The organism is Aeromonas sp. QDB31 (assembly GCF_027707605.1).
GTDB lineage: Bacteria > Pseudomonadota > Gammaproteobacteria > Enterobacterales > Aeromonadaceae > Aeromonas > Aeromonas media.
Genome location: NZ_JAPCIX010000014.1, coordinates 1 through 19,274, shown reverse-complemented (window position 1 = coordinate 19,274; position 19,274 = coordinate 1). Strand labels below are relative to the sequence as shown.

19 protein-coding genes, 4 tRNA genes and 1 pseudogene are annotated in these 19,274 nt (G+C 62.2%); 16 read left to right on the top strand and 8 right to left on the bottom strand.

Translation table 11 applies throughout. The features are described 5' to 3' along the window. Positions 1-463 precede the first annotated feature (463 nt). Complete coding sequence (locus PG898_RS14305; protein WP_270824308.1) at positions 464-1,504, top strand: sensor domain-containing diguanylate cyclase; 1,041 nt, start codon at positions 464-466, stop codon at positions 1,502-1,504. A 749-nt stretch (positions 1,505-2,253) separates the two neighbouring features. On the opposite strand, the gene PG898_RS14300 is transcribed toward PG898_RS14305, so the two are convergent. From PG898_RS14300 to PG898_RS14290, 3 genes are all read right to left on the bottom strand, one after another. Then, positions 2,254-2,760: a GNAT family N-acetyltransferase gene (locus tag PG898_RS14300; RefSeq protein WP_042648525.1), complete on the bottom strand. Its 507-nt coding sequence runs from the start codon at positions 2,758-2,760 to the stop codon at positions 2,254-2,256. A gap of 101 nt (positions 2,761-2,861) precedes the next feature. Further along, the gene (locus PG898_RS14295; RefSeq protein ID WP_263686329.1) at positions 2,862-3,254 is read right to left on the bottom strand and encodes an NUDIX hydrolase; all 393 of its coding nucleotides are present in this window, start codon (positions 3,252-3,254) and stop codon (positions 2,862-2,864) included. After that, complete coding sequence (locus tag PG898_RS14290) at positions 3,251-3,823, bottom strand: class IV adenylate cyclase (RefSeq protein ID WP_270824303.1); 573 nt, start codon at positions 3,821-3,823, stop codon at positions 3,251-3,253. Before PG898_RS14290 ends, PG898_RS14295 begins: the two co-directional genes overlap by 4 nt. A gap of 270 nt (positions 3,824-4,093) precedes the next feature. Between PG898_RS14290 and PG898_RS14285 the strand changes: the two genes are divergently transcribed. The 3 genes and pseudogenes from PG898_RS14285 to PG898_RS14275 all read left to right on the top strand — a co-directional run. Next, entirely contained in the window at positions 4,094-4,939 is an 846-nt protein-coding gene (locus PG898_RS14285) for a DUF5718 family protein (protein ID WP_005329304.1), read from the top strand. A gap of 134 nt (positions 4,940-5,073) precedes the next feature. Next, positions 5,074-5,406 (top strand): YnfA family protein, encoded by a 333-nt coding sequence (locus PG898_RS14280; RefSeq protein ID WP_043129774.1) that lies wholly within the window; start codon positions 5,074-5,076, stop codon positions 5,404-5,406. Between the two features lie 38 nt (positions 5,407-5,444). After that, positions 5,445-5,643, top strand: a pseudogene (locus PG898_RS14275) (GNAT family N-acetyltransferase); the annotation flags it as partial. 148 nt (positions 5,644-5,791) lie between these two features. Here the strand turns inward: PG898_RS14275 and PG898_RS14270 are convergent. Together PG898_RS14270 and PG898_RS14265 are read right to left on the bottom strand one after the other, a co-directional pair. Further along, positions 5,792-7,186: a DEAD/DEAH box helicase gene (locus PG898_RS14270; RefSeq protein ID WP_005329315.1), complete on the bottom strand. Its 1,395-nt coding sequence runs from the start codon at positions 7,184-7,186 to the stop codon at positions 5,792-5,794. A 273-nt stretch (positions 7,187-7,459) separates the two neighbouring features. Further along, the gene (locus tag PG898_RS14265) at positions 7,460-7,936 is read right to left on the bottom strand and encodes a glutathione peroxidase (RefSeq protein WP_270824302.1); all 477 of its coding nucleotides are present in this window, start codon (positions 7,934-7,936) and stop codon (positions 7,460-7,462) included. A 201-nt stretch (positions 7,937-8,137) separates the two neighbouring features. Here PG898_RS14265 and PG898_RS14260 point away from each other — a divergent pair, with 201 nt between their 5' ends. Together PG898_RS14260 and PG898_RS14255 are read left to right on the top strand one after the other, a co-directional pair. After that, the gene (locus tag PG898_RS14260; protein WP_042648122.1) at positions 8,138-8,746 is read left to right on the top strand and encodes a 2OG-Fe(II) oxygenase; all 609 of its coding nucleotides are present in this window, start codon (positions 8,138-8,140) and stop codon (positions 8,744-8,746) included. Between the two features lie 212 nt (positions 8,747-8,958). Then, complete coding sequence (locus PG898_RS14255; protein ID WP_139751622.1) at positions 8,959-9,945, top strand: D-alanine--D-alanine ligase; 987 nt, start codon at positions 8,959-8,961, stop codon at positions 9,943-9,945. Positions 9,946-10,019: 74 nt separating this feature from the next. On the opposite strand, the gene PG898_RS14250 is transcribed toward PG898_RS14255, so the two are convergent. Then, positions 10,020-10,448, bottom strand: a complete 429-nt coding sequence (locus tag PG898_RS14250) for a VOC family protein (protein WP_139751619.1) — start codon at positions 10,446-10,448, stop codon at positions 10,020-10,022. A 190-nt stretch (positions 10,449-10,638) separates the two neighbouring features. Here PG898_RS14250 and PG898_RS14245 point away from each other — a divergent pair, with 190 nt between their 5' ends. Both PG898_RS14245 and PG898_RS14235 read left to right on the top strand, forming a co-directional pair. Continuing rightward, positions 10,639-11,403, top strand: coding sequence for a tRNA-uridine aminocarboxypropyltransferase (locus PG898_RS14245; protein ID WP_270824301.1), 765 nt, complete (start codon positions 10,639-10,641; stop codon positions 11,401-11,403). A gap of 526 nt (positions 11,404-11,929) precedes the next feature. After that, a complete protein-coding gene (locus PG898_RS14235; protein ID WP_270824300.1) occupies positions 11,930-12,709 on the top strand; it encodes a TSUP family transporter in 780 nt (259 codons plus the stop codon). A 7-nt stretch (positions 12,710-12,716) separates the two neighbouring features. Here PG898_RS14235 and PG898_RS14230 read toward each other — a convergent pair whose 3' ends face one another. Further along, on the bottom strand, positions 12,717-13,649 hold the full coding sequence (locus tag PG898_RS14230; protein WP_270824299.1) for a LysR family transcriptional regulator: 933 nt from the start codon (positions 13,647-13,649) through the stop codon (positions 12,717-12,719). Between the two features lie 52 nt (positions 13,650-13,701). Next, positions 13,702-14,619: a DMT family transporter gene (locus PG898_RS14225; RefSeq protein ID WP_042648116.1), complete on the bottom strand. Its 918-nt coding sequence runs from the start codon at positions 14,617-14,619 to the stop codon at positions 13,702-13,704. A 124-nt stretch (positions 14,620-14,743) separates the two neighbouring features. Between PG898_RS14225 and PG898_RS14220 the strand changes: the two genes are divergently transcribed. The 8 genes from PG898_RS14220 (at position 14,744) to PG898_RS14185 (ending at position 19,221) form a co-directional block, all read left to right on the top strand. Next, positions 14,744-15,664: a helix-turn-helix domain-containing protein gene (locus PG898_RS14220; protein ID WP_404801057.1), complete on the top strand. Its 921-nt coding sequence runs from the start codon at positions 14,744-14,746 to the stop codon at positions 15,662-15,664. Positions 15,665-15,726: 62 nt separating this feature from the next. Next, positions 15,727-15,849 carry a hypothetical protein gene (locus tag PG898_RS14215; RefSeq protein ID WP_264160698.1) on the top strand — a complete coding sequence of 41 codons (123 nt, stop codon included), beginning with the start codon at positions 15,727-15,729 and terminating at the stop codon, positions 15,847-15,849. Positions 15,850-15,925: 76 nt separating this feature from the next. Then, positions 15,926-17,560, top strand: a complete 1,635-nt coding sequence (locus PG898_RS14210) for an ATP-dependent endonuclease (protein ID WP_270824298.1) — start codon at positions 15,926-15,928, stop codon at positions 17,558-17,560. Between the two features lie 69 nt (positions 17,561-17,629). Next, positions 17,630-18,349, top strand: coding sequence for a hypothetical protein (locus PG898_RS14205; protein WP_270824297.1), 720 nt, complete (start codon positions 17,630-17,632; stop codon positions 18,347-18,349). Positions 18,350-18,617: 268 nt separating this feature from the next. After that, a tRNA-Met gene (locus PG898_RS14200) sits at positions 18,618-18,694 on the top strand. A gap of 92 nt (positions 18,695-18,786) precedes the next feature. After that, a tRNA-Met gene (locus PG898_RS14195) sits at positions 18,787-18,863 on the top strand. 102 nt (positions 18,864-18,965) lie between these two features. Next, positions 18,966-19,042, top strand: a tRNA-Met gene (locus PG898_RS14190). A gap of 102 nt (positions 19,043-19,144) precedes the next feature. Next, positions 19,145-19,221, top strand: a tRNA-Met gene (locus PG898_RS14185). The last annotated feature ends 53 nt before the right edge of the window (positions 19,222-19,274 follow it).

The following is a 19,274-nucleotide window of genomic DNA, read 5'->3' as shown; positions in this document are numbered from 1 at the left end:
TTTCCATGGGGATCATCCATGGGGCATAGCTGATTGCCTTGCCCGGGACAGGCGCCGCATCCTTGAGCACCCCACGAGGGGAGGAGCATGGGTCCTTTTTCCGGTTGGAGGATCCCGAGATTTTGATCCGCGCGATGGTGGGGGCTGCGAGAGCGGGTTGTCGCCGATATGCGCGGACTTCTGTTCGGTATCAATGGCCATTGACGGGAACATGTCGGCAATCAGTTCACTGAATACCCTAGCTAAAGGTGAGATACGTTCTCAACTGATCCTTGCCATTAATGTCAATGATGTAGTTAATGGGGTGCTATTTGCTCAAAAATGGCAGGCATATAACAAACATTTCAGATCACTGTTAGTTGTTATACTCTTGAGCAGGAGCATATGGAGATGTCAGTGACTGCTATCCGGACTCCTGAAAGCTGCAAATCCAAATAGTAATAAAAAGCAGTGTGAGGTGTACATGTATAATGAACGAACATTCGACCCCAATTTCTTATCTGAAATCGGCCCCGACAAGAATATCAATATCCCCGTTTCTTTTATCCAGGATCTTACCCAGGCAGCGTCACTTCAGGATGTATTGAATGTCATGGATAATTGGATTTTCTATCTTTTTTCTGCGGAGCGGGCCAGCATAACAATCAAGGAAAATGATACCTCTTTGAAACTTTATTCCGTGATGGGAAGCAATGCCATACCAATGGAATCTCTGGTGCCGATAAAGGGCACTATGGTAGGACGAGTATTTTCAACCAGCATGTTGACCATATGCGATGACCTGAGCCAATCCAGTGATCTGGATTGTAATATATTGTCCCGGTATGGCATGGGGTGTTGCATGGATGCGCCAATGATACAGGGAGTAGGGTGCATAGGGACGTTAAATGTAGCGCATCGGGAGAAAGCCTACTACACCTCTGAACATGCAATAATATTGCAATGTTTGGCGAATTGGCTTGCGCTTAATATAAAATTGCATCTTCAATTTACCGAGATGGAATTGCAGGCATCGACAGATTACCTGATAGAAACGGCAAACCGAAGGGCCTTCATGAGTGAGGGTGAGCGCAGGCTGATGATATCCAAATCGACCAATATACCTCTGGCCATCGGTATACTCGATCTGGATCATTTCAAGAGCCTCAATGACAAATATGGCCATGATGCCGGTGATTACGCCTTGAAAGAAGTCGCTAATGTTGTCAAGAAAAACATGAGAGCCGAGGATATCTTTGCCCGTATTGGTGGTGAAGAATTTGCAATGATTATTACGGGTCACCCTCCTGACAATCATGCAGACTTATTTGATAATATCCGGGCAGTTATTGAGGCACAGGTCATTTATTATGATGGGGCACCAATAAAATTAACCGCCAGTATAGGTTTTTCATCGCTGCTGCATCAGGATACAGAATTAAGCTCAATACTCAAACGGGCAGATGATGCGTTGTATGCTGCGAAAAGGAATGGCCGTAACCGGGTTGAATTCAACGATGGATAGCCTCCTCTGCACCGTTCTGGTTATGGATCGGGATATGCTGATATCGGGCTCGCATGAGCGAGAATAGCCGGTTTTTCCCCTGTACAGATCCGTATCATCCCTCCGCTGGTTTGATGGTGCAAAACCAGCATCCGGACGTGGCGAAGGACGCCGAGATTCCCCTGTCCCTAGGGTGCCGGCTGGTCTATTGACAGGCAAGCGCGGCCATCGACCATCTCCGCTTGGGAAAGCAAAGGGTGATTTCAGCTATTCCCCGATGCATTAAGGGATATCATCCGCGACTGCGGGTGGTGCGCTGGCTGGTCGAAGGCTGTCACCAGCTCTGGAAAAGTGCAGGCACCCGGGTCGATGTGTCGAGAGTGCCGCGCCGGAGCGATATTGAGCACATGTGCGTCATCTTGGCGTTTATCACGGTGTGGTTGCTACAACTGTGCGTTATCAGGAGCGCGCAGCGTGGTGAAAAGGGGCTGAGCCCGAACGGCGGGCAGTGGCTGTGATTGAAGGTGGAGAAAACAGCATTACCGGCGGCGACACCGACCATGCATTGGGTCTGCAGGATGCTGGCCATCCTGGGCGGCAGGAAAGACAGGAAACGAGCGGGAGGCCTCCATCGAAAGGTGATGGGAAGGATGGTTCAAGTTACAAACCATCCTTGAAGGCTAAGAGTGGGCCTTGTCTCTTGTCCACGATGCGTCGTGCTCACGAGACCGGCCCGGGGCTGGTTTCGTTGGGCCGAAGGCTCGTGCCCGTCAGAGCTGCTTGTAGAAGAACTGGGTCGCTGCCAGGGTGCCGTCGGCGCTCTTGGCGAAGTTCGGGATCTGGCCTGCCTCCTGGTAGCCCAGCTGGCGGTAGAGGGTGGAGGCGATGTCACCGACCCGGGTATCCAGTACCAGCAGGGTGCGCCCGGCCTCGCGGGCTCCTTGCTCCATGGCATTCATGAGGGCGCGGCCCACCCCCTTGCCGCGTGCCTGGCTGTGTACCATCAACTTTTCCACCTCGGCCCTGTGGCCCCCGTTGGCCTTGGTACACAGGGAGAGCTGCAGGGCGCCTACCAGATGGTGCTGATCGAAGGCCACCCAGAGCTTGCGCACTCCGTCGGCCAGCTCCCCTTCGATACCTTGCCAGTACTCCAATCCCCGCTCTTCCTGCAGGGGAGGCAAGAAGCCCACCGAGGCGCCACTGGCCACGCAATCTTGCAGCAGGGTGATCAGCGCAGGCTTGATGCCTCTGGTGCTATCGACCTCAAGGATCTCCATTGAAACTCCTCTTCTTGTATTCCATTGCCAATCAATTCGGGATTAACGGTTCAATCTTGCTCTGTCAGCCGGAGCTAAAAGGCTGTCCACGAGTCATCTCCCTAACGGATCAAGCCCTGCTCTGCCAGCCATTGAAACAGCAGGCGGGAGACCGGCGAGATGTCATCCAGATGGCGGCTGTCCAGCCAGCGTAGCTCGGCGATCTCCGCCGAGGCGGTGGGGCTGCCGTCAGCCTCGCCGGTGTAGCAACGCAGATTGACATTCACCCCTTGCGGCTTGCCGTCGGCCTGGGCGCTGAACTCGCAGGCGAGGCGCAGGGTCTCGGGTTTGAGGCTGACCGCCAGCTCCTCCGCTATCTCGCGCACCAGGGCCGCCTGGTCGCTCTCGCCCGGCTCACGCTTGCCGCCGGGGATGTAGTAGAGGGCCTTGCCGTGGGAGCGGGCACAGAGCAGTTGCCCCTCCTTGAAGGTGAGCCAGGCGAGTTTGTCGATCATGGGGCTGATTCCTCTTGTAGAAGGTGGGCTGACTGCTCGCACAAGGTACGATAGGAGCGGGTTTCCCGCATCTCGGGGCCGAGCCCCAGCCGGGTGGCCAGCGCCAGCAGTTGCTCCCGGTAGACGGGCAGCGCGGTCTCCTCGTCGGTCATGATGGCGAGCTCGGCAAAATCGCCGATCCCGGCAAGGTGATCCACAGTGACGTGGAAGGGGCCAAGGAAGTAGATGCTGCGCCGCTTGTCGATGGTCAGCACCGGCTGGTAGCCCAGGGTGCACACCATGCTGATGGCCTTGTCCGAATCCGTGATATTGACCGCCTCGCAGCGATCGGGCCCCGGTCCCTTGACGATCCAGAGCCGGATGCCGGAGGGGGCCATGGTGCGGATCACCAGGCTTTTCTGCTCCCTCGCCAGGGCGCGGTCCGCCGTGTCGAAGTAGCAGTCCTGCTCATGATTGTCCGCCACCATCACCTCGGGGCCGAGGGACTCGAGGGCACGGAGGAAGGCCGCGCTATCCGCCAGGCGGTATTTGAACTCCACCTCGAAGCGACCCTGAAAATGTGTGGTCATGGCTCGGCACCGGCACCCAAACGGAAAATGAATAGGGCAGACTAGCAAAAGCGCGGGGCTCGCCCAAGCACCGGGATCACAGCCTGGCGCCGACTGCTCTCTTTATGACCATCTGGTGAGGGAAAATCCGCCCTGGTGCACAGCTTGCGGCCGGGCAACTGGGCGCCGCCTGGGGGCTGTGCTCTAATAAGCTCCCTCTTTGGCGGTAGTGCTGCCGCCCTGAACATCGACAACGAGGCGGCGGCCCGGGCCGCGCCAATGGAGCCACAGATGCAGATCACCAGATTGAACCGCTTTATCGGATTGGGGGTGGCGGGCAACTTCGCCGGCCATCTGGAGCAGGCAGGGGAGGCGGCAGATTTCGTCGCCGTCAAGGTCGCGGACAAGGTTGCCCCCAAGGCGCTGTTCCCCTTCTATGTGCCGGATCATCCGGGCCAGCTCGGCGTCTTCCCATTGAGCGGTGAGGCCATCTTCCTGCCAGAGGCGGCGGTGAGCGGTGACGAGAAGGTGCAAATCGAACCCGAGGTGGCGCTCTGGTGCGAGCTGGAGTACGCAGGGGAGCAGGTGGTGGCCATCCATCCCAAGGCGTTCGGCGCCTACAACGACTGCTCCATCCGTCGCCCCAACGCCAAAAAGATCAGCGAGAAGAAGAACTGGGGGGAGGAGAGCAAGGGACTGGCGGCCACTCTGCTGCCCCTTGGCAGTTTTGCCCCGGGCTGCGAGCTAGACGACTATCGCATCGCCTGTTACCTGGAACGGGATGGCGAGCTGCATCCCTATGGGGTTGACAGTGCGGCGGTGGATTACAGCTACTTCCATCGGCAGCTGCTCGACTGGGCCATCGACAAGTTCAACCATCAGCAGGATGAGGGCCCGGCTGAGCATATCCAGGGGCTGCTGGCCCAGGCGGGGCACCCGGCCCATGCGCTCATCAGCATAGGGGCCACCCGCTACACCCCCTTCGGCGAGACCCACTTCCTCGCGCCTGGTGACACTTCCTGCGTGGTGGTCTACCCGGCCAGCCGTTACGGCGAGGCGGATATTCGCGAAGCCATTCGCTGCCGCACCTTTGGCCCGGATGTCTCTGCCCTGTTGCAGGCGGTCAGGGTTCGCTGATCTCTTCCTTCCCCCGCGCCCGTGGGGGAAGGTTTGCCACCTCTTCCTCTTCGCCAGCTACGGCGCCGGGCTGACATACCGTCATGAGTTGTTTTAACATTCAGCCTCTGTCGCACCCCTGCTAGAGACCCATGATGCTGGAGTTCAAAACGATCGGGCTGTTTCTGATCACCGCGGTGGCCGAGATCGTCGGCTGCTATCTGCCTTATCTGTGGCTGACCCAGGGGCGAAGCCCCTGGTTGTTGCTGCCCGCGGGTCTGAGTCTTGCCCTCTTTGCCTGGCTGCTCTCCCTGCATCCGACCGCCGCCGGCCGTGTCTATGCCGCCTATGGGGGCGTCTATATCTTCGTGGCCATCCTCTGGCTCTGGGCGGTGGATGGCATCAGACCCACGCTGTGGGACTGGGTCGGCACCGGGGTCGCCCTGACGGGCATGGCCATCATCATGTTTGCCCCCAGATCCGCATAGGGCGGCGCTGGGGCACACCGAAGATCAGGAGGGTTACCATGGTGGTGATCAGAGCGTGCAGGGAGCAGGATCTGGCGGGTTTGCTCGGCCTTTACGCCGAGCTCAGGCCCCGGGATCCCGTGCTGACGCCATCGGTGGCGAGGGCGGCGCTCAGGCAGCTGCTGGCCGAGCCCGGGGTGCGGATCCTGGTGGCCGAGGTGGAGGGTCAGCTGGCCGCCACCTGCCAGCATCTGGTGTTCGGGGTGACGGGGCGCTCCCCCCTGGATGGTCAGGGCAAGCCCTATCCCCTGCTGCACATGGCCTTGGCCGCCGAATAAGGGCGCCAGAGCATAAAAAACCGCCCGAAGTGGGCGGTTTTTTTGTGTCAGGTCGGCAGGGGGTTGCCTCACTCCTCGCTGGAGTTGTCCTGATAGTCGTCCCGCTGGGCCTTGGGCAGGCGGCGCATGGGGGTGAAGCCGATGTCTTCCCCCACGACCTCGCGCTTGCGAGCCGGGGCCGGCTTCTTGGGGCCGTCCCCTTTGGCCTTGCCTTTGGCCGCGTCAGGCTTGCCCTTGGCATTGTTGCTCTTGGCGTTGGCATGGCCGCGGGCACGGGGCGGGTTTTGCACCGGCTTGCTGCCTGGCAGGGTCTGGCGGCTCGGTTTGCCGCTCGGCTCGTACCCTTCCATGATCTCCACGGTCAGGGATTGGCCGATCAGGGCCTCGATATCCTTGAGCTGGCCCAGCTCGTCCTGGCTCACCAGGGAGATGGCTTCGCCACCACGGCCGGCGCGGCCGGTGCGGCCGATGCGGTGGATGTAATCCTCCGCCATCTGAGGCAGCTCGAAGTTGATCACATGGGGCAGCTGATCGATGTCCAGGCCGCGTGCGGCGATGTCGGTGGCGACCAGCACCCGCACCTTGCCCTCGCGGAAATCGGCCAGCGCCCGGTTGCGGGCACCCTGGCTCTTGTCGCCGTGAATAGCGACCGTATTGAGGCCATCCTTTTGCATCTGCTGGGCGAGGCGGTCGGCGATCTGCTTGGTTCGCACGAACACCAGCACTCGCTGCCAGTTGCCACGGCCGATCATGTGGGAGAGCATCTCGCGACGGCGTTCCCGGTCGACCTGGATGACGCGCTGGGTCACCTGATCGGCGGCGGTGTTGCTGGGATCCACCTCGATCAGGGTGGGGTCATTGAGCAGATCGTCTGCCAGCGCCTTGATGTCGTTTGAGAAGGTGGCGGAGAACAGCAGCGTCTGACGCTCTTCCGGCAGCGCATTCATGATGCGGCGAATGTCGGTGATGAAACCCATGTCGAGCATGCGATCTGCTTCATCCAGCACCAGCACTTCCAGGGCGCTCAGGGTGAGTGCCCCCTGGGTCAGCAGATCCAGCAGGCGGCCCGGGGTGGCGACCAGGATGTCGACCCCGAGCTTGATGGCGTCCAGGTTTGGCTTGATGCTGACGCCGCCATAGGCGATCAGGGTGCGGAACGGCAGATGATGGGCGTACTTGATGATGCTCTCGCCCACCTGGGCGGCGAGCTCCCGGGTCGGGGTCAGCACCAGGGCGCGGACCTGACGGCGGCCGCCACGGCCGTGGTTGGCCAGCAGACGGTGCAACATGGGCAGGGTGAAACCGGCCGTCTTGCCTGTCCCTGTCTGGGCGCCGCCCAGCACGTCCTGACCGGCCAGAATGGCCGGGATGGCTTGCTGCTGGATGGGGGTGGGCTGTTCGTAACCCAGCTCCTTGACGGCCCGCAGGATGTGCGGTGACAGACCCAGTTCATTGAATGACATGTTCGAGAGAAACTCCGAGCCTTGGGCTCAACGGGTGACGGCAGCCTTGGCCCGTCACGACATGGAAGAAGGTGGGTAGCGGGTCAGGACACGGCCTGATCCCTTCAGGCCCGTCCCGCGGGCGCTACGACACGAAAAAGATAATGGGCGCGTAATATAGCAGAAGTGACGAAGACACGCAGTAACGGCGTCACGAATGAGGACCCGGAACACCGAGGGGCGGCCAACTGATGGGAGAGGGGCCACGCCAGCCTGTCGCACGGGGTGCCCCGCTCACAGCAGCGCCTGGATGGCCCCCGCCAGATCCTCGGGCTTGGTCTGGGGGGCGAAGCGGTCCACCACCCGGCCCTCCCGATCGAGCAGGAACTTGGTGAAGTTCCACTTGATGGCCTCGCTGCCGAGCAGTCCGGGCTTTCGCTGCTTGAGCCAGCGATAGAAGGGGTGGGCCTGCTCGCCGTTGACCTCGCACTTGGCCATCAGGGGGAAGCTCACCGGGTAATCCACCTGGCAGAAGCGGGCTATCTCCTCGGCATCGCCGGGTTCCTGGTGGCCGAACTGATCGCAGGGAAAGCCCAGGATCACCAGTCCCGCCGGGCCAAACTGGCGATGAAGGGCCTCCAGCCCGGTATATTGGGGGGTGAAGCCGCAGCGGCTGGCCACGTTGACCACCAGCAGGACCTTCCCTTGCAAGGCGTCTCTCGGGAACTCGCTGCCATCGAGTCGTTGCAGGGGAATTGGGGGCAAGGGCATGGGGTTCTCCTGGGCCGTGGATGCAAGGGGAAGGCCCGTGTCGGGCGCTGCTTGCACGTTAACGGGCCCGGAGCGGCGGGGCAAGGGGAAACCACGACTGATCCTATTGATGGCGGGACTTCTCAAGAGAAGCAATCCGGTTTGTGCCAACAGGGGGAAGTCGCTACAAAGCGCACTCTCTCCACTCGCTGCGAGTCAATCTTGGACTATCAAGCCGTCATGGATGCCATTTACACCCGGGGATGGGTGATTGTGGATGATTTCTTAACCGCCGCCGAGGTGGATGCCTTGCGGGCCTGCCTGCCCGATGAGTGGCAACCTGCGGGGATAGGGCGGGAGGGGCTGCATCAGGGCAACCCGGAAATCCGCCGGGATCAGATCCACTGGCTGGATCCCGATCAGGGCGCCCCCGTGGCCGACTATCTGGCCCGCATGGAGTCCCTGCGTCTGGCGGCCAATCGCAACCTGATGCTGGGGCTGTTCGACTACGAGGCCCACTTCGCGCGCTATCGCCGCGGCGACTTCTATGCGACCCACCGCGACGCCTTTGCCGGGCGATCCAACCGCCGTCTCACCTCGGTGTTCTACTTGAACAACGGCTGGCAGCCCCAGGCGGGGGGCGTGCTGCGGGTCTATGACAACGACGAGCAGTTTCTGATGGATGTCTCCCCCAAGGGGGGGCGCCTGGTGCTCTTCCTGTCGGAGGAGTTTCCCCACGAGGTGCTGCCCGCGAGCGAGGAGCGCTACAGCATCGCCGGCTGGTTTCGGGTCAATGGCAATGGCGCCGGGCGGGTCGATCCCCCTCGCTGAGTCCGTTTCGTCCCGTTTTTGACACAGGCGCCGCTTTTTACGGGTCAGTATGGGGGGATGGCGTCCCCATCGGCTGACAAGGCTTCCTCTCCCTTGCTACACTGGCCGCACTTATGTTCGTATCTGGCTTCGCCCGTTGTTTGGTGCGCAGGTCGCGCAGCCGGATTTTCCCCGGCCATGACGAAGCCGCTTCTCCCAAGGGATCACATCTAATGAAGAACATGCATGTCTTGCTGCTGTGCGGCGGCGGTGGCGCCGAGCACGAAGTCTCTCTGCGCAGTGCCAATTTCCTCGAACAACAGCTCGGTCTTCTGCCTGGGGTCGAAGTGACCCGGGTCGAGATGTTCGCCGACCGCTGGCTCAGTGCCGACGGCCGCGAGTGCAAGCTGGGGCTGGACAAGCTGCTCTCCTTTGACAGCGTGGCCCGTCCGGTGGACTACGTGGTGCCCTGCATCCACGGCTATCCGGGTGAGACCGGCGATCTGCAATCCTTCCTCGAGCTGGCGGGCCTGCCCTATCTGGGGTGTGACGCCGAGGCGAGCAAGATCTGCTTCAACAAGATCAGCACCAAGCTGTGGCTCTCCGCCATCGGCATCCCCAACACCCCTTATCTGTTTTTGACCGAGCAGGGCGACGCGGCGCTCGCCGAGGCGAGAGCCGCGCTGGCCAAGTGGGGCAAGGTGTTTATCAAGGCGGCCTCGCAAGGGTCATCCGTGGGCTGCTACTCCGCCAGCAACGAGGCGGAGCTGGTGCAAGGGATCAAGGATGCCTTCGGTTACTCCGAGCAGGTGCTGATCGAGAAGGCGGTCAAGCCCCGCGAGCTGGAAGTGGCTGTCTACCAGTACGGTGACGAGCTGGTGGCCACCTATCCCGGGGAGATCTGCGTGCCTCAGGACAAGTTCTACACCTATGAGGAGAAGTACAGCAGCGCCAGCCACACCGAGACCGCGCTCAAGGCCGAAGGCCTGACCCAGGCTCAGTCTGACGCCATCCATGCCTACTCCCTCAAGGCTTTCCGCCAGCTGAAGTTGACCCATCTGTCACGCATCGACTTCTTCCTGACCGAGGATGGCGAGATACTGCTCAACGAGATCAACACCTTCCCGGGCATGACTTCCATCTCCATGTTCCCGAAACTGCTGGAGCATCACGGTCACAGCTTCGCGGCCTTCCTCGAGCAGAACCTGCGCCCCGTCTGAGGGTGCCGACAAGGCATGTCAATAAGCGAGGGGCCCAAGGGCCCCTCTGTCGTTTCTGCGGTGTTGCATGGTCCTCAGGGCTGCTGGCAATCCCCGGGGAAGGGTGTGAACAGCCAGATGTGTGCCCCTTGCGGATCGGCGATGAGCGCCATGCGCCCGACGGTGGGGATGTCCATGGCGGGCACCACCAGGCTGCCGCCATGCCGGGTCACTTTGGCCAGCCTGGCATCGACGTCATCGACCGCTATGTAGGTCGCCCAGTGGGGCGGCACGCCAGCCATCTGGGGGTTGTCCCGGGTGGACTGCACCCCGGCCACCGGTCGGCCGTTGACCACCAGCATGGGGTAGTTGCCCCCCTCCATCTCCATGAGCTGACTCTCCCAGCCGAGCACCTCGGCGTAGAAGCGGATCCCGGCCTCGCCGTCCGGCACATAGAGCTCGTGCCAGGTAAAGGTGGATCCTTCGGCCAGGGCGTGCTCTCTGGCCATGTCTGGTTCTGCCATCTTGTCCTCCTTGTCCCATCGGCCTTCCCGTGCGTGGGATGATGGGATGATGGGATGAGGACCAAGTATAGAGCGGTGCGTCGGGCCTGTGCGTCTGGCTGGGCAGATGCCGCGCACCTTGCTCCCGGCAGACCCGCCCGCTACAATCTGCCCCCTTTTTCCCGCAGACCCTGTCGCCGAGCCGCGCCCCATGAAGCCCATCCCCGATCATGCCGTCAATCGCCTGCGCATCTGGCGCAAGAGCATCTCAACCCGTCCCTTTCTCGCCCGTGGCGGCAGCGTGCCCCGCTGCGAGGCCTGCCAGCTGCGTCATGCCTGGTGTGCCTGCGAGTGGCGCCCCGAGCTCAAGGCCGAGGCGGGCTTCTGCCTGTTGATGTATGACAGCGAGCCCATGAAGCCGTCCAACACCGGCCGTCTCATCGCCGATGTCTTGCCCCAGACCACCTGGGCCTTTCTCTGGAAGCGCACCCAGCCCCATCCCGAGTTGCTGGCCCTGCTGGCGGATCCCGCCTGGCAGCCCTATGTGGTGTTCCCCGCCTGCGAGAAGAACCCGGCCCGGGTGACCGAGCAGGTGGTCCTGGCCCCCGGCAAGAAGCCGCTCTTCATCCTGCTGGACGGCACCTGGCCCGAGGCGCGCAAGATGTTCAACATGAGCCCCTATCTGGATGGTTTCCCCGTGCTGTCGGTGCGGCCGGATGCGCTCTCCACCTATGGCATGCGGGTCGCTCACTGCGATGAGCATCTGTGTACCGCCGAGGTGGCGGCCTGCGTGCTGGAGGTGGCCGGGGAGCTGCAGGCAGGGCAGGCGTTGCAGCACTGGTTCAATCTGTTCAGCAGCCGCTATATGGCGGGCCGGGTCAGCCGGGCCCCGGGCGAGGACGAGACCTCGCTGTTGCAGGCCCTGGAGACGATCAAGGGGGAGGTTGCCGAGCGGGGCGAGGCAGCGCTGGTTTAACCCTGTTCAGCAGCCGCTATATGGCGGGTCGGGTGAATCGGGCTCCGGGCGAGGATGAAAGCTCGCTGTTACAGGCTTTTGAGGCGATCAACAGAGGGGTGGCCGGGCCTGCCGTGGAGAGGGGCGAGGCCAGCGTGGCAACGCGGGTTTAACCGACTCGGCAGCATGACGAAGGCAGGGGACGGGCATCATCGGACAAGCTGATCACCCCAAGCGCCGCGCCTGTGATCAAGAGTGGGTGGAATTGGACTGACCGCCTGCTGCTGTTCCGTTCACTTTGGCGGTCGATGCCAAGGTGGCGACCTATTGATGAAAATCAGGCATTGGATCGATCGCCTGCCACTGCGCCGTTCGCTTTGGCAGCCGATGGCAAGGCAGTGGTCTCATTGATGAAAATCAGGAATCAATTGGCTGCCATTGTTTCGTTAGCCTCATGAGCCCGCCCCCGTTAGGATAGCGACCTGCATTGTGCTCAAACAGGACACCCGGGATTGCCGCAGGTGGCCACATCACACGAGGTTTATGGATGGAACTGGAACTGCTCACCCTGGTTGCCCTGTTCGGGGTCGCCCTCATCGCCGGCTTTATCGACGCCATCGCCGGAGGCGGCGGCCTGCTGACGGTGCCGGCCCTGCTCGCCACCGGCATGCCGCCCGCCCTGGTGCTTGGCACCAACAAGTTGCAGAGCAGTTTCGGCTCCTTCTCCGCCACCTGGTTCTATGCCCGCCGTGGGTTGCTGGAGTGGGGCATCATCTGGCCGGCAGTCATTTGCACCTTCATCGGCGCGGCCCTCGGCACTCTGGTGGTGCAGACCATAGACGCCGCCATTCTGGAGCGGCTGCTGCCCTTCCTGCTGGTGGCGTTTGCCTGTTACTTCTACTTCTCCCCCAGGGTGAGCGATGCGGAGAGCCAGCGCCGCCTCACCCCCATGATGTTTGCCCTGCTGGTGGGGGGCGGGGTCGGCTTCTATGACGGCTTCTTTGGTCCCGGCACCGGGTCCTTCTTTGCCATCGGCTTCGTGGCGCTGGCGGGCTTTGGCATGGCGCGGGCCACGGCCCACACCAAGTTGCTCAACTTCACCTCCAATATCGCCTCCCTGCTGTTCTTCGCCCTCGGTGGCAAGGTGGTGTGGAGCGTCGGTTTTTGCATGGCGTTGGGTCAGTTCATCGGGGCCCGCTTCGGTTCCAAGCTGGTGCTCAAGAAAGGGGTCAAGCTCATCAAGCCGCTGCTGGTGACCGTCTCCCTGGTGATGTCCGCCAAGCTGGTGTGGAGTCAGTACCCCGAGCTGTTCAGCTGGCTGGTCTGAGTCAGCTCTAGCCTTGGCTCACCCGGGCGAAATGGGCCCGGATCTCCTCGACCAACCGCTGGATGCGCGCCCGTTTCAGGCTGCTTGGGCGATAGACCAGGTGCAGTGGGCGCGCCAGCCCCGGCAGGGCGCGCGCCCGTTTCCCCTGAGCCCCCACTAGGGCCAGCAGACCGGCCGGCAACAGCACGGGGCCTATGCCGGCCTTGGCCAGCTCGATCAGCGCCAGGTAGGAGTCGAGCTCCATGGCCGGCACCAACCCGAGCGCGGCCAGGGGATCCCGCAGATAGCGATTGGAGGGGTTCTCCAGATCCATGGTGAGTATCTTGCGCACCTTCTCCTGCGCCAATAATTCCTCATTCACCTCTGCCTCGCTCAGCTTGCCAGTCAATGTTGCTTGCAAGGCGATCTGATGATCCGGCTGCACCACCTCATCCCCATCGTCCCCCACCAGATAGAAGGGCTCTTCCAGCAGCAGCTCGGCGCACAGGCCGTGACCGGGGGGCAGGCGACCGGCACAGATGCCAAGCAGGGCGTCCCCCCCGCGTACCCGCGTCAGGATCACCGGCGTATGGTGAGTGGAGAGGGCAAGGTGGGGATCCCGGCCCAGGTAGTCGTGCATGAAGCGGGCGAGGTAGCCCGCCAGCAGGGTCTCGGAGCAGGCGACAGGCAAGGGAGTCTTGTCGGTGAGGGTCTGGCTGTCCGCCAGCACCCCCTTCATCTCCGCGAGGCTCGGGGCTACCCGGGCGAGCAGCTCCCGGGCCTGGGGGGTGAGCCGGATCTGGCGGCCATCCGGCTCGATGAGCCGCTTGCCAAGGCGCTGCTCCAGCTGGGTGATGCGTTTGCTCACCGCCGACTGGCTGATATAGAGGCGGCTCGCGACCTTGGCCATGGTGCCCTCGCTCGCCAGCAGGCAGAGTGTCTCCAGCCCTTCCAGTAACATCGTCTCTCCGGTCATCCTCTGTAGGGAGCCGTTACCTTAGGGGCTGGTGGCATCAGGGGCAAGTACCGTTTGCAGCCCTCGATAACGGCCAGCGCCACGTCTTGACGGGCGGGGCGAAGATCACCAGGTTGCCGATGAGGCTCACCACCACCCCCATGATGGAGACCGTCTGCCAGACGAAACCCTCATACAGGGTGGAGAGGCTGAGCGCTACCAGGGGAAACAGCACGGTGGCATAGGCGGCCTTGCTGGCGCCGATGCGCCCCACCAGGGTGAGGTAGGCGGTGAAGGCGATGACGGAGCCGAAGATGGCCAGATAGACCATGGCCGCGAGGTAGCGGGGCTCGGTCGGCAGGGTCAGCGACTGACCGAGCACCATGACCCAGCCCAGCAGCAGCGCCACCCCGTACACCATGCCCCAGGGCACCATCTGCAACACCTGGTAACCCTGACGCTGACCACGGGCGGAGACAAGGTTCCCGAGAGAGAAGCAGAGGGTGCCGCCGCAGGCGAATAGCAGCCCCTTCCAGCCGTTTGCACCCAGTTGCGCATCTGCCAGCACGGGCCAGAACAGCAGCAGGGTACCAAATAGGCCCAGCAGTGACCCCTGCAACCAGCGCAGGCCGGGGCGTTTGCCCTCGAACAGCCAGAGGTTGAGGCCGTTGAAGATGCTGGCGCTGGCGAAGATCACCGCCGACAGACCGCTCGGTATATAGAGGGTGGCGTGATAGAAGCAGAGAAAGTTGGTGGAGAAGAGCAGGGCGCCGAGCAGGGCCGCATAACGCTGACCCGCCCAGGGTAGGCGAGGGAACCTGCCGCTCACCGTGAGCAGGGCAAACAGCGCCAGCGCCGCCAGGGCGAAGCGATAGAGCACCGAGACCTCGATGGGAATGGGGCCGAGCTGCCAGGCGATGGCGATCCAGGTACTGCCCCAGATGAGGACGGTGGAAACATACAGCAGGAGATTCATGAGCGGATCCGATGAAAAGGAGAGTGACATGGGGATCAGCATGGATCGGACGGCGTGAGCTGGCTTGCACCATCTTGCGGTTTTTTGTGGCCGGCAGCAGCGCTTGGCGAGCCGCCGCGATAAGATGACGGCACGGGAACAAGGATGGGGCAGACAGGTGCAGCAGAGACGACAGGCGGGGGTGTTTGATGCCCTGGTCAGCACGGGGGCGCGGCTGGAGGACTCCTGCTGGCTGGAGCCCGGGCTCGGGGTGGCCAGCTGGCGCAACCGCTACGATCAGACCCGCTACCACAAGCCGGGTCACCACACCATCAGCGTCTATCTGCAGGGGGGCGAGCAGACCGAGCGCCTCGACGGTCCCGGCGGCCATGGCGGTACCGGCAAGGTGTGCATCATGCCCGATCACCACAGATCCGAATGGCTGGTACGCGAGGAGTTTCGCTTCTTCCACCTCTACTTCACTCCCGCCCACTTCACCCGCATCGCCGAGCAGGTGTGCGACAAGGAGGGGCGCCACCTGGTGTTGCAGGACAAGACCTTCATCGAGGATCCCCAGGCCGCGGCCCTGGTGCAGGCACAGCTGATGAAGCTGGACTGGCAGCACGGGGTCGATCGCATGGCGCTCTCCCACGGCGCCTGGATGCTGATGTTGCACGCCTACCGTCACCATACCCGGGAGGCGCCCAGCCTGCCGGAGGTGCGGGGCGGCCTGGCGCCCGTCGTTGTCCGGCGGGTGCAGGAGTACCTGCTGTCTCACCTGGCGGACTCCGTGACCTTGAGCGATCTTGCCCGGGAGGCTGGCCTGAGCGAATACCATTTTGCCCGCATGTTCGGCCAGAGCCTGGGCTGCCCGCCCCATCGTTACCTGCTGGGGCTCAGGCTCCAGCGGGCCAAGCAGCTGCTGGCAGGAAGCGATCCCCTGGCCAGCATTGCCGCCCAGTGCGGCTTCTCCTCCCAGGCCCACTTTGGTAATCGTTTTCGGGAGGCCTTTGGCCTGAGCCCGGGGCAGTGGCGCGCACAATTGTCATTCTCCTGTCACAGATAACGCTGAGACTCTGGGTAAAAGAGGTGTACCCTCTGCCTCTTACCCACAAAAAGGAATGCCCATTGAATCATCGCAAACGTCAGACCCGCACCCGCCACCTCTGGTTCAGCCACTGGAATGCTCCGCAAGACCGCCTCTCTGTTCCCACCCCACCCGAACCCGCAGTGCCTCACAGTTCCCGCTGAAAACCCCAAGACCCGATAGGATTTTTCCGGCAACTTTGCCACTATTGCGCCATCAGGATGGACTGGATATGGCCGCATGTTTCTGGAACGCATTGAAGTCAAAGGTTTTCGCGGGATAAATCGGCTCTCGCTCGGGCTGGATCACACCACGGTTCTCATCGGTGAGAACGCCTGGGGCAAGTCCAGCCTGCTGCGTGCCCTCTGGTGCCTGCTGGGGGATGCCGAACCCTATCAATTCAGTCGCGATGATTTCCATCAGCCCGAAGATCCCGAGCTGAGCCCGTCGCGCACCCTGCAACTGGTGCTCACCTTCAGCGAGTACCGCCCCCAGATGTGCCAACACTCCCGCCGATTGGCGCGCCTGGGTTCGGCCTGGATCCCCCACAAGGACAAGTTCCACCGGGTGCACTATCGCGCCAGCGCCGAACTGCAGGACGACGGCAGCGTGCAGAGCACCCATGACTTTCTCGATGGCATTGGCAAGAGCCTGGCCATCGACAACAACGAAGAGCTGGTACGGCTGCTCATCACCATGAACCCGGTGTTCCGGCTGCGGGATGCCCGTACCGCCCGCGACGGCATAGAGCGGCTGCCCTGGGACGATCTCTCCGAGCAGCGACTCGGGGAGCTCGCCGGCAAGCTGACCGATGAGCCCCAGCGCATCGGCGAACCCGAGCTGAAAGAGGCGCTGCAGGCGGTACAGCAGTTGATGGAGCACTACTTCAGCGCCCTGGCCCCCATCAAGCACAAGCCGCGCAGCCAGCGGGAGATAGTCAATCGCCCCATGACCCTGCGCAATCCCGGCAACTTGCAGGTGCTGCTGCGCAATGCCGATAACCGGGCCCTGCAACTGGCCATGGCGGGCATGGCCGCCATGCTGCTCCATGCCCGCGGCAACCGCGAGTTGGAGGAGGGGGCCAGGCCCATCCTGATGCTGGAAGATCCCGAGAGTCGCCTGCACCCCACCATGCTGGCACTGGCCTGGGGCCTGCTCGAGCAGTTGCCCGGTCAGAAGCTGCTCACCACCAACTCGGGGGATCTGCTCTCTTCCCTGCCACTCAATCAGGTGCGCCGCCTGGTGCGCCGCCAGCATGACATCCTCTGCCACCAGTTGGGGGGGGAACGTTACAGCAGCGATGACCTGCGCAAAATCGCCTTCCACGTGCGCATCAACAGACCCATGTCGATGTTTGCCCGTTGCTGGTTGCTGGTGGAGGGGGAGACAGAGATCTGGCTGCTTTCCGAGCTCGCCCAGATCTGTGGCTACAGCCTGCGGGCGGAGGGGGTGCGCATCATCGAGTTTGCCCAGTGCGGTCAGGCCCCTCTCATCAAAGTGGCCCGCGACTTCGGCATCGAGTGGCACCTGCTCACCGACGGTGACGAGGCGGGCGCCAAGTACGCGAGCTCGGCTCGTTCCCTGCTCAAGGGGGAGCGTGAACGGGACCGGCTGACCCAGCTGCCCTCGGCGGACATAGAGCACTACCTCTACCAGAACGGATTCGAGGCGGTGTTTCGGCGCGAGGCGGGTGTCGGTGGGCGCTCCACCCTCAACGCCGGGCGCATCATCTCCAAGGCCATTCATCACCGCAGCAAGCCCGGCATGGCGCTGGCCGTGGTGGAGGAGGCGGAGCGCCTTGGCAGCGAACACATTCCCCTCATGCTCAAGCAGATGTTCGCGCGAGTGGTCGCCCTGGCCCGCGGCCAGAGCTAGTCTCGCAGGCGTTGGGAATAGGGGCGGGTTTGGGTATACTCGCCCCTCATTTTTGCTGCCGGAGACCCTATGTTCGTCCAACTTCCTTTTTGGCTCTTTTCCCTGACCGGCCTGATGGCCCTGGGGGCCTTGATCGCGCTCGGGATCGTCTTGTGGCGCGGGGATCTCTGCCCGGGCCAGCGCTCGCGGATCACCAACCAGCTCTTCTCCATCTGGGTGATCACCGGCCTCTCCCTGATGCTGGGAATTGAAGCCGGGGTGACCGGCTGGCTTCCCTGGTGTGGGGGAGCCGCCCTGATCCTGGGGATAGTGCTCTCCCTGGCCCAGTCCCGCCTCGAGGGCAAGCGTGCCATTCCCGCCACCCTGCTGTGGTTGCCCGCCATGCCGCTCGCTCTCTATGGCCTGGGTCTGCTGCAGATCCAGGGCTGGCTGAATGGTGTGCTGCAGATGGTGCTGCTGGGCTCGGCCTTTGCCCACCTGATGCTGCTGCGTGCCCGCCACCGCCTGCAGGCATTCAACCTGCTGCTGCCGCTGGCGGGGCTGTTGGCCGCCATGCTGAGCCTGATCTGGCTGGCGGTGCTGGTGAGCGGGCAGGACAATGGCGCCGGGCTCGATGCCCTGATCCCCGGGGTGCTGACCCAGGCGGGCTTGCTCATTGCCGCCCTGCTGCTCTGGTTCAGCCCTCTCTACCGGCAGCAGGAGACGGCCCCCGTGGTGTTGTCCGTGACCCTGTGCGGTCTCATCATCGCCCAGATAGCGGCGACCAGCGTGCTGCACCAGCTGGCCTGAGTCGCACAGTGGCAAGCCAGGGAGTAAGCCCGCGTCTGTATAGATGCGGGCTTTTTCATACATAGAGAGGGGTATGTGGCACGCCGGAGCCGGTAGCGCAGCCTGGCAGGCGAGGGCCTTGAGTGGCAAGGTCGGCACCTAGTTGACTGAAAAAACTACGGTTTGTTGCAAAAGAACACAACATGTGATGGTTTAATCCCCTGGTAAACTTTTTTTAGGATAATTACTTGCAATCTCAGCGTTGGAGCCTATTATTGGCGACCTCAGACGCGGGGTGGAGCAGCTCGGTAGCTCGTCGGGCTCATAACCCGAAGGTCGTCGGTTCAAATCCGGCCCCCGCAACCATCTGAGTGTCGACATCGACGACAACCTTCGGGTGATAGCTGATGAAGACGATTCGAACTGGCTACTGCTCTGCCACTTCGAAAAAATACGGACGCGGGGTGGAGCAGCTCGGTAGCTCGTCGGGCTCATAACCCGAAGGTCGTCAGTTCAAATCTGGCCCCCGCAACCAACTATTTGTGTTCATGGCAAGGCTGATGCCAAGCGGTGAACGTAAAGACAGCAAACTACCTCTGCTCGGTAGTGCGCGGTGATGAAGGCAGTACAATTCGGACGCGGGGTGGAGCAGCTCGGTAGCTCGTCGGGCTCATAACCCGAAGGTCGTCAGTTCAAATCTGGCCCCCGCAACCAACTATTTGTGTTCATGGCAAGGCTGATGCCAAGCGGTGAACGTAAAGACAGCAAACTACCTCTGCTCGGTAGTGCGCAGTGATGAAGGCAGTACAATTCGGACGCGGGGTGGAGCAGCTCGGTAGCTCGTCGGGCTCATAACCCGAAGGTCGTCAGTTCAAATCTGGCCCCCGCAACCAACTATTTGTGTTCATGGCAAGGCTGATGCCAAGCGGTGAACGTAAAGACAGCA

Excerpts from the sequence above, each read along its gene's own strand:
- PG898_RS14245 (WP_270824301.1), top strand. The coding sequence starts at position 10,639 with ATGAAGCCCATCCCCGATCATGCCGTCAATCGCCTGCGCATCTGGCGC.
- PG898_RS14265 (WP_270824302.1), bottom strand. The coding sequence starts at position 7,936 with ATGCCCTTGCCCCCAATTCCCCTGCAACGACTCGATGGCAGCGAGTTC.
- PG898_RS14235 (WP_270824300.1), top strand. The coding sequence starts at position 11,930 with ATGGAACTGGAACTGCTCACCCTGGTTGCCCTGTTCGGGGTCGCCCTC.
- PG898_RS14225 (WP_042648116.1), bottom strand. The coding sequence starts at position 14,619 with ATGAATCTCCTGCTGTATGTTTCCACCGTCCTCATCTGGGGCAGTACC.
- PG898_RS14285 (WP_005329304.1), top strand. The coding sequence starts at position 4,094 with ATGCAGATCACCAGATTGAACCGCTTTATCGGATTGGGGGTGGCGGGC.
- PG898_RS14230 (WP_270824299.1), bottom strand. The coding sequence starts at position 13,649 with ATGTTACTGGAAGGGCTGGAGACACTCTGCCTGCTGGCGAGCGAGGGC.
- PG898_RS14220 (WP_404801057.1), top strand. The coding sequence starts at position 14,744 with ATGACGGCACGGGAACAAGGATGGGGCAGACAGGTGCAGCAGAGACGA.
- PG898_RS14255 (WP_139751622.1), top strand. The coding sequence starts at position 8,959 with ATGAAGAACATGCATGTCTTGCTGCTGTGCGGCGGCGGTGGCGCCGAG.
- PG898_RS14290 (WP_270824303.1), bottom strand. The coding sequence starts at position 3,823 with ATGACCACACATTTTCAGGGTCGCTTCGAGGTGGAGTTCAAATACCGC.
- PG898_RS14205 (WP_270824297.1), top strand. The coding sequence starts at position 17,630 with ATGTTCGTCCAACTTCCTTTTTGGCTCTTTTCCCTGACCGGCCTGATG.
- PG898_RS14280 (WP_043129774.1), top strand. The coding sequence starts at position 5,074 with ATGCTGGAGTTCAAAACGATCGGGCTGTTTCTGATCACCGCGGTGGCC.
- PG898_RS14210 (WP_270824298.1), top strand. The coding sequence starts at position 15,926 with ATGTTTCTGGAACGCATTGAAGTCAAAGGTTTTCGCGGGATAAATCGG.
- PG898_RS14295 (WP_263686329.1), bottom strand. The coding sequence starts at position 3,254 with ATGATCGACAAACTCGCCTGGCTCACCTTCAAGGAGGGGCAACTGCTC.
- PG898_RS14250 (WP_139751619.1), bottom strand. The coding sequence starts at position 10,448 with ATGGCAGAACCAGACATGGCCAGAGAGCACGCCCTGGCCGAAGGATCC.
- PG898_RS14305 (WP_270824308.1), top strand. The coding sequence starts at position 464 with ATGTATAATGAACGAACATTCGACCCCAATTTCTTATCTGAAATCGGC.
- PG898_RS14270 (WP_005329315.1), bottom strand. The coding sequence starts at position 7,186 with ATGTCATTCAATGAACTGGGTCTGTCACCGCACATCCTGCGGGCCGTC.
- PG898_RS14300 (WP_042648525.1), bottom strand. The coding sequence starts at position 2,760 with ATGGAGATCCTTGAGGTCGATAGCACCAGAGGCATCAAGCCTGCGCTG.